A 15302-nucleotide genomic window follows, 5' to 3' on the forward strand; every position below is an offset into this window, starting at 1 on the left:
TTATTGGTTTGTTTCTTCCTTTATTTGTTAAAATAAGACCGTACTACGGTTGACCTACGGTAATCATATTACACACCTGTTTTCCATAAATTTTGATACAATTTCAAGGTCTGTTAGTTACGGAAACACCTTCAAACACTACTAAAACAATTGAAATTTCAAAATGTTAAATTTTGACCGTAGTACGGTTATACTGGGGAATAAAATCCATTAAAGCTATTCAAATTTGTAGAACGAAAGTCAAATCAGGTCAGAGGCTATCAAATTAATTGACAACGATGCGATAGTCTCTTACTTTAAAAACCGTTCTATTATGCCGACAAGTATTATTACAACAGACGACCTTCAGGAATTCAAAATGGAATTACTCGATGACCTCAAAAAATTATTATCCAAACAAGCTACTGGAAAACTCAAGAGATACCTCAAATCTTCTGAGGTTATGGATTTGCTTCAGGTAAGTCCAGGTACTTTACAAAATCTTCGTATCAATGGCACTTTGCCTTACACTAAAGTTGGTGGTATTATCTACTACGATGCCGAGGAAATACAAAATATAATGACTTCAAACCGTGTACAGCACGGTTCAAAATCCTAAATAATGAACTATATAAAGCTACTTAATGCGGCTTTTGAAAAGTTCTATTTTGATGACCGCCTAAATCCTACCCATATCAGTCTGTATATGGCGCTGTTCCAAGAATGGAACAGTAGTCGCTTTGCAGATGAGTTTTATGTGAATCGTAGAGATTTGATGCGCTGTGCTAAAATAGGCTCAAAATCCACATACCACCGCTGCGTTACGGATTTGGATTCGTGGCTTTATTTAGCCTATTTCCCATCTAACAATCCCTATAAAGGCAGTAAAATCAAGATGTCCATTATTGGTACAAGTAACGAACCAGATATGGGACGGTACAATCCCACATTAGAACAGCTTGCGGAACAGTACTATCCCATACGTGAACCAGTTGTGGGACAGCACCATCCCATAAATGGACAAGTACTGGTATCTAATACAAACAATACCAAACAAGAAAACTATATAAAACAGCCAAAAGGCAGGCAGGCGGTTATTGATTTTTTTGAAGAAAATGGTTTTGATGCAGATGAGGGGAAAAAGTTCTTTGAGCACTATGAAACTCGGAACTGGCAAACAAGCGATGGGCAAGCAATTCGCGATTGGCGAGCTCTAGCCACAAATTGGATGGACAGAACAGAATTATTCGACGAAAAAAACGAATCAAACAAAAAACAAGCGTCCCAAATCAAGGACAACTTGCGAACCACTAAAAACAAAGATTATGGACAACCCCTCTAAAATTACCGAAGGTGGCGTGGAGTATTCGCTAGGAAAATTTGATGGTAAAAGTATATTGTACGATTTTCCAAAAATATTAATCTATTTGAATGCTAAAGGAAAACTACTTTTTGGTGAAAAGTTCAAGATTTATGACGAAGATAGAGATATACTTCTGAAGCTCTGCTCTTACTTCATTAAGGATAAAGATAATTGCAAAAGCTTTGGTATAGATATGGATAAAGGAATCCTGCTTTCCGGACCAGTTGGTTGTGGTAAAACCAGCTTAATGAAATTGCTGAGATATATTGTGCCAATGCAAAGACCTTATGAAATGATTCCTTGTAGGAACGTAACCTTTAGTTTTAACCATCTTGGTTTTAAGACCATTGAGGAATATGGTAATACTAAATTTTTCTGTTTTGATGATTTAGGTATTGAGCCTGTTGGACGTTTCTATGGCAAAGATTTGAATGTGATGGGTGAAGTGCTTCTATCTCGATACGAATTATATCTATCCACCAAACATAAAGTAAAAACTCACGCTACCACCAACCTTAATGCCGAAGAATTAGAAGAACGTTATGGCAATCGTATTCGTAGCCGAATGCGAGAATTGTTTAATCTTATTGCTTTTGATAAAGAGGCTGGGGATAAGAGGAAGTGAACTTAAATTTGATTTTAATTATGTCAACTAGCTCGCACAACAACTCAATTTTGAAACATCTTTTCCAAAAGTAATAGCCGCTAATTTAATCCCTTCGCCTAATGTCAAATATGGATAAAAACTTTCAGCCAAGTCTTTTATAGTAATGCCATATTTAATAGCCATACTTAATTGTTGAATTAGTTCGCCACCTTCTGGTGCTACTACTCTAGCTCCAATTAATTTATCTGTTACTGTATTGCGAATTAATTTAATGAAACCTCTGGTATCCTGAGCTGCCAAGGCTCTTGGAACGTGAGACAACTCTAATTTTGATACTTCAAAAGGAATACCTTCTTTCTCGGCTTCATATTCATCCATGCCAGCACCTGCAATTTGTGGGTCTGTAAATACTACCCATGGTAAGGATGCATAATCTACACTTTGTTTTGATAATGAAAATGCATTGTTAACTGCTGTGCTGCCTTCGGTTGCTGCTGTATATACAAATGGCGGTGTATTTGTAGCATCACCTGCGCCATAAATATTAGAAACATTAGTTTCCATTTTCTCATTAACCACAATATGCCCTCTTTCTGATAGTTTTAGGTCTATATTTTCAAGTCCTAATTTAGAGGTATTTGGTGTGGTTCCTGTAGCAACAACAATATGTCCTTTTTCAACAATTTGTGTTGTAGAACCATCAGGACAGTTACAATGAATAATAGTATCGTTGCCCTCTTTTTCAAATTTAAAAGCTCTAAAATTTGGAAGAATTTCAATCCCTTCACTTTTCATTTGTTCAACTAAAACATCAGTAATGTCTTCGGTTTGACTTCGCAAAGGCCTATCGGTAAATTCTATGATACGTACTTTTACTCCTAAACGATTATATGCCATTGCCATTTCCAATCCGATATAACCTGCGCCCATTATGGTCAAGCTTTTGGGTTTTTCCTCCAAATCGAATAAGGACACATTAGTTAAATACCCAACTTCATTTAATCCTTCAATATTTGGAATATTCGTGGTTGCACCTGTTGCTATAACAACGTTTGTTGCAGTATAAGTGTCTTTACCATCAACAATAATGGTGTTGTTATTTACAAATTCTGCCCATCCTTTTAGCATCGTTAAGTTTTCAAAATCACTCACAACATCCATATACTTTTGCTGTTGCAGGGCTGCAACCAATGCTTTTTTATCTTTTATTATTTGAGCAAAATCAATGTCAGCACCTTTTGGTTTTATTCCTGCAAAATTAGAATGTGTTGCGTGGTAAGCCGTTTCAGCCGCACGGATTAAATTTTTAGAAGGTACACAACCTACATTTACACAGGTTCCGCCAAAATCTAAACCGCCATTTACCATAAGCGTGGTAAGCCCTAAACTTTCGGCCTTTATGGCTGCGGAAAATGCCGCAGAACCACCACCAATAACAATTAAATCGAATTGATTTTTTCCTTTGTTGGACGCTTTATTTGTCGTGCTATCCGAAGTTGAATCACAACAATCCTCTTTTTCATTACCATTAACAACCGAATACATACCGACGCCATTTACAGCATCTACAATTGCAGATTTATTCAACTTGTCGGTATCAAAAGTAAATTCGCCTTTACCGGTTTCGTGATTTACAGCACTGCTTACAACTCCCTCTGTTTTATTCATATCTTTTTCAATATGAGAAGAACAACCGCTACAGGTCATTCCTTCTATCTGTAATGAAACAGTTTCTGTTTTTTGAGATAACTCGTTTTTCTTTTTAAATATATTCTTCATATTAAAAATGATTTGTTTTTATGTGGTGCTTAATAAATATAGGTGATTATTTTTAACAACATTTTAAGCCAATTTTATTCGATTCAAATAAATCTTCCATGGTTAATATCTTGCCATTTACATTGCTGTCAAGCCATTGTTTTGCGGTTTGTTCGCTTGCAAAAAAAAAGACGTGATTGCAAAAGGAACCTCTGATATTGCAAGAGTCCATTTTTTCAATCAAAGAGAGAAATATTGGATATGGATTAGATGATATCAAATGATCGCATTCAATATTCAACTCAATTATAGAATTGTCAATTGGGTCTTGAGATATAATTTGGGACGAAACATCCAGCCATTCGGTAAACAATATAGCGTCTAATGCACACCAAGTATAAAGTGTTTTGCCTTGCACTATAAACTTGTGGTTGGTAGGTGTAATCGACAAACCAGAAAAGGCTGTAATTTGGTTATTTTCATTTAGCTCTCCTAATAATTCCAACAGTGAATCAGCTTTCTCTTTAGTTGCATCGATAAGTGCATAAAATGTTGTTTTTGGCAGTGGATTGCCTTTAAGTAATTCCCTTTGGACATTCACGATAAAATTATTATCATCAAGTTGAATTTCAGATAACATGGTGTTTAATTGTTTGCCCAAATATTGCTTTGCTGTTTTCATTTTGTATATAATTTAGATTATGTTTATTTCATTTTCCGCACGAAGAAAATGCTGATCATTTTAACAAGTCGTACCTTGTCTGTTCTTTAAACTTAATGCCTTCAAATCGAAATAAGTAATACCAATATCACCGATGTCTTCTAAATTGAAAATGTCGTTGACCAATTCCGTATGGTTATCAAGATGAGTGCCTATAAGTGGAAATTGATTGCTAAAATTTTCCGTGAAAAGTATGTACTCATTTGAGCTAATTTTGTTTTTAAGAAGCCGATGTGCTATTATTAAATCTTTACCAAAGAGTTTACAATAGTCTTTTACCATTACAGAGCCAAGTTGTCCAAAATGAAGCACAAATTTTAGTGAAAGGTTATATAGATTTTGGCAAGACTCACACATACATTTCGATCGTTTAAATTCATCTATTCTTTGATGAAATTTGTCGAACATCAATTGACATTGACTAATTATTTCCGCTGCGGAAAATGGAAAATCATAACTGTAAAATAATATAGCATCACCTTCAATTTCAGAAATTTTAAATTTCAGGGAATTGTTTTCCAATAAGGATTCCAACAGCAATGCAATTTTATCTTGGCTATGTTCTATATTACACGAAGCAACGTACTTTGTGAATCCGCTGATGTCCGGAATAAGAATTAGAGATTGTTTATTTGTGTGACAAACTTCCATTTTGGCGAAATGTTTTAATTTATTTAAAAGTTAAATGACTATACCGATAAAGTTTAATTGAAAGACTGGCTACATAAGCTTCAATTCTTAACCATCGTTTATTTGCCTCATTCAAATTAATTTTTAGCAGTATTATTGTTTAAAAATGGCAATTCGGCTTTGTTAGAAGCCAAATCGAAATCTTTTGTAACGTAAAACGATGCCGTAAAAGTGTTTCCCAGTTGTGTGCCATTATAATATCTGTAAACAGGGATATCAACAAGCAGTGAAAAATTCCATTTTTCTATTGAATAATTTAACTGCGGTGACAGGAAAACCAAATGACCTCCTGTGGCATCGAGCTTTCTGTCTTCAAACGCATCTTTTCCTCTAAATTCGTGTCTTATCTGGGCAATTCCCGTATAATTGGATTGTTCCAAATTATAAGAAAAAAAGAATGCTGAAATCAATGCGGGTCCAAATTTATAATCTTTATAATCTTTGTAATTAATCTCTATTCTATTAATTAAGAATAATTGAATGCCATTAATGGGATAGCCTTTGTATAAAAAAGATTGACCAATAATTCCCAATGCGTGTGATGATGTTTGAACATCCCTTGGCAATACTACATTGTTTTCTCTTGCATAATCTAAAATAAAAGGGAACTTAACACCTGTTGAAATAGTCCACTCAAAAGGATTGGTTAAATTTGCTAAAACATTATACTTTGCCGAAATTATACCATTGCTAATGCCTTGGTTTTTGATGTTTACATCAGATTGAAAATCATAAATTTGTGTTTTATCTAAATAATACCCAAACTCTGTTTCTACTGTGAGCTTATTAAATAGTCCATAAGACAAAATAGTTCCAGCATATTGATAACTAGCCCTTTTTACGAGATTAAATTTAGACTTATCATTACCAGATAAATAGCCCGCAGATTCACTATAACTAAAATAAGAAGTGAATCGAAAATTATTCTTTTCAAGTATCCCAATATTTGTACTACCTCCAACAGGTATTCCTGCGGAACAACATTGAGCATTGACACTTTGGTACATAAACAATAAACTTATAAGTATAAAAATTAATTTCTTCATTTAATTAACTGTAATAGTCACTAAAAACTAACTTCAATAGTCACTGATTTGTGCTTCCAAGTATTCAGACTATCTCTAATAGAGCATGTTATAGTATTGCTCCCCGAACAACAAATGGCAGCTGTATAAGTTATTTGCTCACCGCTACCAACAATATCACCAAGGCTGGCAGACCAATAATACTCAAGTCCTTCTCCTGTAGCAGTTGCTGTAATAAGTGTACTCTCCCCAGTAGGTAAGGTTGTTTCATCTGCTATTAAGCTTGTATATTCAATTGTTGAGTTTGGGTTATCATCCCCGTTATCATTTCCATTTTCATCAATAGCTTGTTCTTGAATCTGTTCGTCATCATAAATTGTACAACCAACAGTGAAAGCTGATACTAACGTTATGACTACGAATAAGATTATTAATTTTTTCATGATTTTTAGATTTAGATTAACATTATCTATTATCATTTTTGGTTTCAAAACCTATTTTCTTTTTAAATTTTATAACTAATTTTTCTTTAGGTTTAAGAAACTCTTCAATAATTTTCTTACAATCACTAATAGGCTGTCCAATTAGTTTATCTATCAGTTCCTGTGGCGGATTTTGCAATTCGCAATCGCCAATCTCTATGCAACAATCCAAGTGGTCCGGATTGAAAACTTCCTTCTTTGACTGTTTCATTAGAACAATTATTTAATTAAATACTTAAATACAGTTTGAAAAAAATTGAGGTATTATACCCCAACTTTTTTTGCGACTTTAGTTTCCCTAGCTTTTTGGCTCCATCAAACTTGCCTTATAAGGTGTTTTATTAATGGCTTCAATAATGGCTTCTACTGTAGTTAACTTTGGATTGAAAGTCACAACCGCTCTATCCTCTTTATACTCGACCAACGGTTCTATAACTCCCTCTACTTTTTCTAAAGCCTTCATTACATGGTTTGAACAAGACATACAAGTCATGCCTGTAACTTTTAAAGTAACTGTTTTAGTTTCTTGCATATTGATATTGGCTTTCTCTACCTTTTTGTCATTTTTCGGCAAACAACACGATTGTGCTTGTGCATTAAATGAAAATAATAAAAGGAATAATCCTGATATAACTAATAATTTTTTCATAAGATTTATTTTTATTTATTAATAACTTTATAACCCGTTGAATTTATAGCTTTTTCTATATCTTCTTTAGATGTTTTTGTATTGTCAAATTCCACTTCGGCATTAGCATTCTCATAAGAAGCAGCTACATTAACAATACCTTCTAATTCATTAACGGCATGTTTAACATGTTCCTCACAAGACGTACAGGTCATTCCCTTAACATCGAAGTTAACTGTTTGAATATCAGATTGGCTTACAACAACTACTTCCTTTTTATTGTCTGGGTAAAAAATTGAAGAATAATAAGGAAATGCAATTGAAACTACAGCAAATAATGTTATGCCAATTAAAAAGCCTTTGGTTTGATACCATTTTGGTTTTGCATCAACTTCGCAACAGTCATCGGCTTTTTTGGGCTTTAAGTAAGTATACCAGGCATACCCAATAGCTATTACAGCCAAACCTATTAAATAAGGCCTAAAGGGTTCCATCCATGATAATGCTGATGCACTTCCTCCTACACCTGCTATTAATGCAATAACTGGTGGTATGCAACACGATGATGCCGCAATAGCAGCAAACAGACCTGTATATGCTGCATTTTTTGATGTGTTTTCTGTTTTCATTTTTTAAAAATTATGCGATTTTTTTAATTAATTCTATGGATTTAAAAATACTTTCAAATAGCATCGTTTCATCACTATTTAATGAGTAGTAAAGCGTTTGGCCGTCGCGTCGTGATGTAATAATTCCGGCATCTTTAATTTTACGAATATGTTGAGATATAGCAGGGACACTCATTTTTAGAATGTCTGCTAAATCACAAGGACACATTTCGCCTTCTTCTTCTATAAGGTAGAGAATTTTTAAGCGTACCTCATTTCCAGCAATGGATAATAGTTTAGACATTTTTTTAAAGTTTATGTCCATACTTGCCAATGTTGACATACAGTTTAATAACTGTTTATGGTTGGCTTCTGCTCTTGTACAGGTTATTTCAAGTTTCATATTATTTACTTTAGACGCACAAATATATAATTAATTACTTCTTTAAGCAAATACTTAAATAATAAATATCAATTTGCGATAATTTTTAGTTTAGTTACTTTTGATAAAAGTGCTGGCGATATGCAGAAATAATCTAATTTCTGAAAGATTTATATAACAAAATCACTTCTGAAATAAATTGTATTACTATAGCTTTTAAACTTTTGGTTAACTCTAAAAAAATATCTTTCATAATGCTATTGCTGTTGTATGGATAGTAAAATGGCCAATGCCATAAATTTTATATTTGCGAAATTTGACAAATAACCGCCTTCATCTTTATTAGATAAGAAACCCAGCTCCAAGAGAACCGAAGCGCAATTATATACTGTTTCTCGAAGCACCTGAAAATTTGCAAACTTTACACCTCTACTCTCATATCCTATCTCTTTGCAAAGCGTCTTTTCAATTTGATAGCCGACATAAACAGATTCTTTAGAATATTCCGCTTGCTTTTTTGAAACATAAACTTCAATACCCCTAGCATTTGGATTATCCGAATGATTACAATGCAAGGAAACAAACACTTCAGCTTTTAGAGCTTTGGCTAGCTTCGTTCTATCCGATAGCGAAATAAGTGTATCATTATACCTGGTTAAATAAATATCCAGAGGCTTTTCTAAATTATTATTTAGCTTCAAAATGGCATTTGCAATACTCATTACAACATCTTTTTCTTTGATGCCATTTATACCTATTGCACCAAAATCTTTTCCACCGTGTCCAACGTCAATTACAATTCGTTTTTGAGTACTCGTTTCTTGTCCAAAAAAGATACACATTTTTAGAAGCAAAAAGACAAAACTGACGTTTTTGAGCACTTTTTTCATTTTCAATTTTCAGGTTATCAACAACTTTCCTTCAAAAACTCATAGAATTTGATACCAAATAATAGCAATTAAATTCAATTGATTTCAAAAAATATTTTATTCACAAATATTTGATTTTCAGTTATTTATAAACAAATATATGTAAATTTCTAACAACGAAAACAACACGAAAATCTAAACAATTTTATTATGAAAAAATCACACTATTTAGCATCAGTTCTTTCGCTCTTATCCACTTCGCTTTTCGCTCAAATTGGTGGCATAGAAGATTCCGTTAATGATGTTGGCGACACCATCAGAACCATTTTTCCAATTTTATTGGGTGTCATTTTCCTAGTTGGCTTTCTTTTTAATGCAGGGCATTTCTTTGGGGAAAATGCAGACCTTAAAAAAGGGATTACCAGAGTGCTTGTGTTTGTTTTGATTGCTGGCGCAGTTGTTGGCATCTTCACATACTTAATAGGAATCGTAGTATAAATGAACCCTCATCGAGGGCTTTATTAGAATAGCTGTATGAAGAAATACGAGGTCTATAAAAACATTAGGAAAAGGGCAGTCATTTTTGGGCTGCCTATTTCCCTGTTTGCGTTAATGATGGTTTCCATTTTGGCTTCGCTGCTCATCATAATCTTCTCTTTCAGCTTCGGGATAATAATTGGAATACTCGTTTTTAATGCTGCCTTGTACGTAGCCTTAACGAGAATAACACATAACCCACAAATTTTTCAGATGGCTAAGGCTTTTCCAAGAATAATAAGTAACAAAAGAAACTCTGGCTTCAACTATGAACAAGATTAATCTTTCAGCATATCAACCTATTGCAGATATTCAAGACAATATCATATTTGCCAATAATGGCAATGTAGTCCTGTGCTATGAAGGAACGTTACCAGAGATTTATTCCTTATCTGAAAAAGACTTTGAGGACATACACGGTGCCTGGTTTCAGGCTTTGAAATCATTGCCTATTGGTACAGTAGTCCAAAAACAGGACATCTACCTTAAAAAGACCTATACTTCAGAAGCACTTCCCAATAGAACATTTTTAGAAAAGGCTACGCACGACCACTTTAAAGGACGTGATTATATGGAACATCGTTGCTTTTTGTTCTTTACGCTCACTAAGAACAAGGCACTAAACAATTCAAAATATGTCAACCCTTTCCGAAAAGTTTCTAAGGGGATTGTCCAACAATTAGATGACAACATTAAAAGCTTTATCGGTTCTGTTAGTGATTCGGTTTCCTTCATAAACAATAGTCGTAAAATGAAGTTTGTTTCGCTCAACGCTCACGACATAAAGCAGTTAACCAATGGCTATTTCAATGGCTTTAATGATGGATTTGATACTGATATCATATTAGATAAAAAAAGCGTCAATATTGGCGAAAACCATTTTGATGCCCTGGCTATCAATAGCGAACTGTGCTTTGGCGAAAGTGTACAGAGTAGCAAAACCAATGAGAAATTCACTTCTGACGATTTTGTGTTTCATCAAGGGTTTATTGATGGCTTAGGGCTTACGCTTAATGAAAATCATATCGTCAATCAAATCTTATATCTGGATGACAAACAAAAGTGGCGTAAACTACTTGATAAGAAAGTTGAGGAACTCAACAAAAGTTCCAACTTCGGTTCGCAGAATAAAGTAGTCCTCGGTAAAATTCAGCATATCCTTGACCAAATCAACGCTGATGATAATGCACGCATTATTCGTGGTCATTTAAACATCATCTATTGGGACAAGAACCCAGAAAATTTAAGTCGAATTGGTTCAAAAATAAAGACCGAGTTTAAGGAACTAGACATTATTCCATACTACCCCAGAGGCGAGGAACGGAAGAACTATATACTAAATAGTTACTGCTGTTTTTCATCCAATTTTTCAAACAACGATTTATATGTTACCGATTTAAAACACGCTTTGTGTCTGTTCATTAATAACACAAACTACAACTCTGATACTACTGGAATCATCTTTAATGATAGAGAACATAACGTTCCTGTTCTAAAGGATGTTTGGGACGAACGCAAGAAGCGCATTAAGGCAAGAAACTTTGCCATTTTTGCACCTACTGGCGAAGGCAAGTCCTTTTTGGCAAATAACATTCTGCGCCAGTATTTTGAAAGTGGTGTCCGCCTAGTCATAATTGACCTTGGTGGATCCTACACCAAATTTGCCAAACTCTATCCCGAAAAATATACGGTGCTTCGCTATGAAAGTGGCAAAAATTTAGGCATCAATCCTTTTTATATAAGTGATAAAAATGACCTAACACCTGAACGTTTGGAAGATTTATCAGTCTTTCTGTTTGAATTATTTGCTTCAGATTTAAAAGTTACCAAAGCACAATCGGTTTCGGTTAAAAAGATATTACGCCATTATTACAATAATACTTCAGAAAATCATTCCTTAGATGGTTTCTACAACTTTATAGAGAGGAATCAGAAAGACCTTCTAGACACCTTAAAAATCCATCCCGACTACTTCAATATTACAAGCTTCTTGCACGTAATGTCCGAATATGTCGGCGATGGTCTATACAGCTTCCTTTTTGAAGTAAGTGAAGACCAGACCTATAAAATTGAGGATAAACGATTGATTGTTTTTGAGCTGGATGAAGTAAAGGATAACAAGGAAATCTTGTCCGTTATGTTAAAGCTGATTAAGTCAGCGATCCAAAGAACGATATGGAAAAACAGAGCAGAAAAAGGCATTATCCTTTTCGATGAGTTTGCAAAGCAACTGAAGTTCGAAAACGTACTGGAAAGTGTTGAATTCTACTATCAAGCCATTCGTAAACAGAATGGTGCGATAGGCATTATTCTTCAGTCCATAAATCAGCTTCCCAACAATTCAACATCAGCAAGCATACTAGAAAATACACAGGTCATTTATAGCCTGAATAACGAAAAAGGCTATGACGAATTGGTAAAAAGACTCAATCTTTCGAGCCACGACTTGAACCAATTAAAGTCCATCAAAAACAATCTTTCTGGTCCACGGAAGTATACCGAAATGTTTATCAAAATTGGCAAGGAAAGCAACATTTTTCGCCTTGAAGTTCCGAAAGAAGTATATGCAGCTTATTTAACTGATGGACAAGAAAACGAGGCCATAATGGCCATTTATGAAAAGACCAATGATATGGAATTGGCAATTAAAGAGTTCACATCTAAAACATAATATTATGAAGACAAAAATTTTAATTATCGCAACGGCATTCATCTTTTTACTACCTGCACGCGCTGCGTGCCAGGGAATGCCAGTTTATGACAATACCAACTTTGTTAGCCTAGTAAAACAACTTATAGAATCAGGCAAGCAGACAGCTGAAATGATTAAGTCTGTAAAATTCCTGAAAGATGCTAAAGAAGCTATAGAAAAAGTATCCAGCGTTGTCCAACAGTTAAGGGCAGTTGAGGAAATTGCACAGAACAATCAACGTCTTATCAATGTAATGCAAAACGATTTGCAGGATATTTTAAACTCACCCTATATCAAACCAGAAGAAGTAACACGAGTTGCGGAATCATTCGATGCCATAGTCCAAAACTCTTTGGACACGGTTGATTTTATGGGCAAAATCTTATCCAGCGATAATCTAAAAATGTCTGATGCCGAACGTGCTGAAGTGTTAAAACAGAAAGAGCAGGAATCAAAGGAAATGGTTGCTAACATCACCACAAAGACAAGACGTTACACGGATATCATTTCCTTTAGAAAAATGCAGGATAAAATAAATAATCGAGAAACCGAATATTAAAAATGACCGCAACCATACTTTTAGGGATTGGACTGGAATACGTTGATGCGGTGTTTCAAACCATACAGAACAGTAGTTTCTCGCAATATACTATTGCAGGAATGAAAACGCTTGCTGTGCTCTTCTTTCTGGTCAATATCCTAAAAAAATATAACGAGGGCATTGCGGATAAGGATGGTTATACTTGGGGATTGAGTCCAGGGGACCTGGCAAAAAATTTTGCCATTGTTCTTCTGGTCATTTTCTCAACTCAGGTACTTGGTTTCTTTGATAGTATTTTAGTTTCCATTGAAGGACAATATAGAGGAACAGCACCTGCTTTGTTGCCTTTGCAGATGCAAGACATTCCTATCGAAGAAGATATCAATTTAATGGATGCTGCTAAAAATGCAATGACATTACTTTATGAAGCTTTAGTTACGCCTTTATATGGGTTCAAAATATTTGCTTTTATCATCGGCATCATTCTTTGGATTTTAGATTTGTTTATATATCCGCTGTTTTTGGCAGAACGATTCTTTCTTTTAGGCATAATGCAAGCCTTTTTTCCACTCGTTATAAGTCTGGCAGTTTTTGAAAAATTTCGCTCACTTGCCTATACGTTCTTCAAATTGTACGCTGCTGTCTATATGTTGGTGCCTGCTTTCTTTTTGGTCAATGTATTTGTAAATGCGCTCTATACTGAAATCAATACGAATTTCTGGACGAACCTTTTTGGGACAGATGTTGGCCAGGGCTTTTTTGCGCCCGTGGTTCAACTTGGTTCAGTTGGCTTCATTGTTTTTCTAAAATTCAAATTATACAAGCGAGCCACATCATTTACCCTCAGATTGTTTACCAGTTAATTCCAATAAAAGTGAAAACACCTTACAAAAACATCTACGCAGTCTTAAAGTTGAACAGATTCATCGTGTTGGCAGTTGTCATATTTGCAATGCTATCCAGTACCTTTTCATTATGGATGGCATATAAAACGAATAAAGAAGCGCTAAATAGCGCCTTTGCCATTAATACCGATGGCAGTATAATTCCCCTGAAGCTCGTAACCCAAAAAGAAAATTTCAAGGTAGAAGCGTTAGCCCATTTAGACCTGTTCCACAACTACTTCTATAATATCGATGCCAGTAATTACGAGCGTAATTTAGAAAAAGCACTTTGGTTGGGTAATAGTTCCGTGGACAATTTATATCGACAGAAAAAAGCAGATGGTGTCTATAACCGTTTGCTACAATATTCGCTAGTTCAGAAAGTACTGAGCATTGATTCACAAATCGAAGAACAAAACGGAACATACGCTTTTAGAACTGTTACCATTTTTGAAATCAATAGAGGTTCAATAATCGATACCTACGAACTTGTTTCTAGTGGAAACTTAATTCCGGTAGACCGAAACTTTCCAAACAATCCGCACGGATTATTGATTACAAATTACTTCGAAAACACCTTAAAAAAACTATACGATGAAAGTAGAAAAGAATAAAATAGTATTTGCAGCGGTATTGGCCGTAATTTTCATATTTCTGATTTCTTATTCTGTAATGGTAATGGGCGATGATGAAAGTGAAACCGAAAACCTTAAGCAGACCTTAGTGCCAGATTTAGCAGAAGACCAAAAAGAATATGATTCCAAATTGGATGCGATTAACGACTTGAAAAAAGTACGTGAAAACAATGCACCCAGCATCTATGATGAAAAATTGATAGACTCTCTGGGTTTTTATGACCCAGATTTACCAGAACGAGAAAAAGAACGCATTGTGGATAGTATTTATAATGCAGGAAGGATTCAATATTCAGAAAAAGAATATCAGAATATTGGACGAAAGAAAACCGTCCAAAAAAGTATTGAACAAATTGACTCAACTGAAATTAAAAGAGAACAAAAAATCGAAGCCAAAGAATTGGGACTTGAGCACCAGCTGTTCTTTGCCGCTTCGCCTAAACCTAATGAAATTTCGATTATAGGCAATACAGATGCAACTATTTATGTTGTTGTAGATGGTGACCAAGTAGTAAAAGCAAACACGCGTTTACGAATGCGCCTTACCAAAAACGCTCTGATAAATGGAAAGCAAATGCCTAAGAACACGCTCGTTTTTGGGTTTATCAGCTTTCAGCCCAATCGTGCCTTGATTGAAATTGAAAACATCAAGCATCATCCTACCAAACTCAAAGCTTTCGATTTACAGGACGGAAGTGAGGGCATCTACGTAGAGAACAATTTTCGGGCAGAAGCCACCACCGAAGTTTTGGACGATATTATTGGCGACATCAACATACCTACTGTTCCGCAAGTAGGTGGCGTTACAAAGGTGCTTCGGCGTAGCAACCGCAATGTAAAAGTAACCGTATTAAACAATTATAGATTAATTCTAAAGCCTAAATTATGAGCCCATAATGGG

19 protein-coding genes are annotated in these 15302 nt (G+C 34.8%); 9 read left to right on the forward strand and 10 right to left on the reverse strand.

The window, feature by feature from the left end; all coding sequences use genetic code 11:
- Positions 1 to 313 precede the first annotated feature (313 nt).
- The 3 genes from CHB80_RS01985 to CHB80_RS01995 are packed head-to-tail and all read left to right on the forward strand — an operon-like array spanning position 314 to position 1967.
- Positions 314 to 598 carry a helix-turn-helix domain-containing protein gene (locus CHB80_RS01985; RefSeq protein ID WP_089369755.1) on the forward strand — a complete coding sequence of 95 codons (285 nt, stop codon included), beginning with the start codon at positions 314 to 316 and terminating at the stop codon, positions 596 to 598.
- Between the two features lie 3 nt (positions 599 to 601).
- On the forward strand, positions 602 to 1321 hold the full coding sequence (locus tag CHB80_RS01990) for a hypothetical protein (RefSeq protein WP_089369756.1): 720 nt from the start codon (positions 602 to 604) through the stop codon (positions 1319 to 1321).
- Positions 1305 to 1967: a P-loop NTPase family protein gene (locus CHB80_RS01995; protein WP_089369757.1), complete on the forward strand. Its 663-nt coding sequence runs from the start codon at positions 1305 to 1307 to the stop codon at positions 1965 to 1967. Before CHB80_RS01990 ends, CHB80_RS01995 begins: the two co-directional genes overlap by 17 nt.
- A gap of 27 nt (positions 1968 to 1994) precedes the next feature.
- Here the strand turns inward: CHB80_RS01995 and merA are convergent, their stop codons facing one another.
- The 10 genes from merA to CHB80_RS02045 all read right to left on the reverse strand — a co-directional run bounded on the left by merA (position 1995) and on the right by CHB80_RS02045 (position 9133).
- A complete protein-coding gene (gene merA, locus CHB80_RS02000; protein WP_089369758.1) occupies positions 1995 to 3728 on the reverse strand; it encodes a mercury(II) reductase in 1734 nt (577 codons plus the stop codon).
- Between the two features lie 52 nt (positions 3729 to 3780).
- On the reverse strand, positions 3781 to 4389 hold the full coding sequence (merB, locus tag CHB80_RS02005) for an organomercurial lyase (protein WP_026775753.1): 609 nt from the start codon (positions 4387 to 4389) through the stop codon (positions 3781 to 3783).
- A gap of 60 nt (positions 4390 to 4449) precedes the next feature.
- Positions 4450 to 5079 (reverse strand): DUF2652 domain-containing protein, encoded by a 630-nt coding sequence (locus tag CHB80_RS02010; protein ID WP_051621212.1) that lies wholly within the window; start codon positions 5077 to 5079, stop codon positions 4450 to 4452.
- A gap of 116 nt (positions 5080 to 5195) precedes the next feature.
- Positions 5196 to 6125, reverse strand: a complete 930-nt coding sequence (locus tag CHB80_RS02015) for a hypothetical protein (protein WP_089369759.1) — start codon at positions 6123 to 6125, stop codon at positions 5196 to 5198.
- Between the two features lie 59 nt (positions 6126 to 6184).
- The gene (locus tag CHB80_RS02020; RefSeq protein ID WP_125411752.1) at positions 6185 to 6586 is read right to left on the reverse strand and encodes a hypothetical protein; all 402 of its coding nucleotides are present in this window, start codon (positions 6584 to 6586) and stop codon (positions 6185 to 6187) included.
- Positions 6587 to 6608: 22 nt separating this feature from the next.
- Entirely contained in the window at positions 6609 to 6836 is a 228-nt protein-coding gene (locus tag CHB80_RS02025; RefSeq protein WP_028375391.1) for a hypothetical protein, read from the reverse strand.
- An 87-nt stretch (positions 6837 to 6923) separates the two neighbouring features.
- The gene (locus CHB80_RS02030) at positions 6924 to 7274 is read right to left on the reverse strand and encodes a heavy-metal-associated domain-containing protein (RefSeq protein ID WP_009780796.1); all 351 of its coding nucleotides are present in this window, start codon (positions 7272 to 7274) and stop codon (positions 6924 to 6926) included.
- A gap of 11 nt (positions 7275 to 7285) precedes the next feature.
- Positions 7286 to 7882 carry a mercuric transport protein MerTP gene (merTP, locus tag CHB80_RS02035; protein WP_089369760.1) on the reverse strand — a complete coding sequence of 199 codons (597 nt, stop codon included), beginning with the start codon at positions 7880 to 7882 and terminating at the stop codon, positions 7286 to 7288.
- 10 nt (positions 7883 to 7892) lie between these two features.
- Positions 7893 to 8264 (reverse strand): ArsR/SmtB family transcription factor, encoded by a 372-nt coding sequence (locus CHB80_RS02040; RefSeq protein WP_089369761.1) that lies wholly within the window; start codon positions 8262 to 8264, stop codon positions 7893 to 7895.
- Between the two features lie 236 nt (positions 8265 to 8500).
- Entirely contained in the window at positions 8501 to 9133 is a 633-nt protein-coding gene (locus CHB80_RS02045; protein WP_089369762.1) for an N-acetylmuramoyl-L-alanine amidase family protein, read from the reverse strand.
- A gap of 189 nt (positions 9134 to 9322) precedes the next feature.
- On the opposite strand from CHB80_RS02045, the gene CHB80_RS02050 reads away from it, so the two are divergent.
- The 6 genes from CHB80_RS02050 (at position 9323) to traM (ending at position 15290) form a co-directional block, all read left to right on the forward strand.
- Positions 9323 to 9610, forward strand: a complete 288-nt coding sequence (locus CHB80_RS02050) for a hypothetical protein (RefSeq protein WP_089369763.1) — start codon at positions 9323 to 9325, stop codon at positions 9608 to 9610.
- Positions 9611 to 9917: 307 nt separating this feature from the next.
- A complete protein-coding gene (locus CHB80_RS02060) occupies positions 9918 to 12320 on the forward strand; it encodes a TraG family conjugative transposon ATPase (protein ID WP_089369765.1) in 2403 nt (800 codons plus the stop codon).
- 4 nt (positions 12321 to 12324) lie between these two features.
- Entirely contained in the window at positions 12325 to 12900 is a 576-nt protein-coding gene (locus tag CHB80_RS02065; RefSeq protein ID WP_089370746.1) for a conjugal transfer protein, read from the forward strand.
- Positions 12901 to 12902: 2 nt separating this feature from the next.
- On the forward strand, positions 12903 to 13745 hold the full coding sequence (locus CHB80_RS02070; RefSeq protein WP_089369766.1) for a hypothetical protein: 843 nt from the start codon (positions 12903 to 12905) through the stop codon (positions 13743 to 13745).
- An 11-nt stretch (positions 13746 to 13756) separates the two neighbouring features.
- Positions 13757 to 14380: a conjugal transfer protein TraK gene (locus tag CHB80_RS02075; protein ID WP_089369767.1), complete on the forward strand. Its 624-nt coding sequence runs from the start codon at positions 13757 to 13759 to the stop codon at positions 14378 to 14380.
- Complete coding sequence (gene traM / locus CHB80_RS02080) at positions 14361 to 15290, forward strand: conjugative transposon protein TraM (protein ID WP_089369768.1); 930 nt, start codon at positions 14361 to 14363, stop codon at positions 15288 to 15290. Before CHB80_RS02075 ends, traM begins: the two co-directional genes overlap by 20 nt.
- Positions 15291 to 15302 lie beyond the last annotated feature (12 nt).

The sequence above is a fragment of the Dokdonia pacifica genome, from assembly GCF_900188275.1.
Lineage (GTDB): Bacteria > Bacteroidota > Bacteroidia > Flavobacteriales > Flavobacteriaceae > Dokdonia > Dokdonia pacifica.

Bases quoted from the DNA above. Each gene is read 5' to 3' on its own strand.
- CHB80_RS01985 (WP_089369755.1), top strand. From the start codon at position 314: ATGCCGACAAGTATTATTACAACAGACGACCTTCAGGAATTCAAAATG.
- CHB80_RS01990 (WP_089369756.1), top strand. From the start codon at position 602: ATGAACTATATAAAGCTACTTAATGCGGCTTTTGAAAAGTTCTATTTT.
- CHB80_RS01995 (WP_089369757.1), top strand. From the start codon at position 1,305: ATGGACAACCCCTCTAAAATTACCGAAGGTGGCGTGGAGTATTCGCTA.
- merA (WP_089369758.1), bottom strand. From the start codon at position 3,728: ATGAAGAATATATTTAAAAAGAAAAACGAGTTATCTCAAAAAACAGAA.
- merB (WP_026775753.1), bottom strand. From the start codon at position 4,389: ATGAAAACAGCAAAGCAATATTTGGGCAAACAATTAAACACCATGTTA.
- CHB80_RS02010 (WP_051621212.1), bottom strand. From the start codon at position 5,079: ATGGAAGTTTGTCACACAAATAAACAATCTCTAATTCTTATTCCGGAC.
- CHB80_RS02015 (WP_089369759.1), bottom strand. From the start codon at position 6,125: ATGTACCAAAGTGTCAATGCTCAATGTTGTTCCGCAGGAATACCTGTT.
- CHB80_RS02020 (WP_125411752.1), bottom strand. From the start codon at position 6,586: ATGAAAAAATTAATAATCTTATTCGTAGTCATAACGTTAGTATCAGCT.
- CHB80_RS02025 (WP_028375391.1), bottom strand. From the start codon at position 6,836: ATGAAACAGTCAAAGAAGGAAGTTTTCAATCCGGACCACTTGGATTGT.
- CHB80_RS02030 (WP_009780796.1), bottom strand. From the start codon at position 7,274: ATGAAAAAATTATTAGTTATATCAGGATTATTCCTTTTATTATTTTCA.
- merTP (WP_089369760.1), bottom strand. From the start codon at position 7,882: ATGAAAACAGAAAACACATCAAAAAATGCAGCATATACAGGTCTGTTT.
- CHB80_RS02040 (WP_089369761.1), bottom strand. From the start codon at position 8,264: ATGAAACTTGAAATAACCTGTACAAGAGCAGAAGCCAACCATAAACAG.
- CHB80_RS02045 (WP_089369762.1), bottom strand. From the start codon at position 9,133: ATGAAAAAAGTGCTCAAAAACGTCAGTTTTGTCTTTTTGCTTCTAAAA.
- CHB80_RS02050 (WP_089369763.1), top strand. From the start codon at position 9,323: ATGAAAAAATCACACTATTTAGCATCAGTTCTTTCGCTCTTATCCACT.
- CHB80_RS02060 (WP_089369765.1), top strand. From the start codon at position 9,918: ATGAACAAGATTAATCTTTCAGCATATCAACCTATTGCAGATATTCAA.
- CHB80_RS02065 (WP_089370746.1), top strand. From the start codon at position 12,325: ATGAAGACAAAAATTTTAATTATCGCAACGGCATTCATCTTTTTACTA.
- CHB80_RS02070 (WP_089369766.1), top strand. From the start codon at position 12,903: ATGACCGCAACCATACTTTTAGGGATTGGACTGGAATACGTTGATGCG.
- traM (WP_089369768.1), top strand. From the start codon at position 14,361: ATGAAAGTAGAAAAGAATAAAATAGTATTTGCAGCGGTATTGGCCGTA.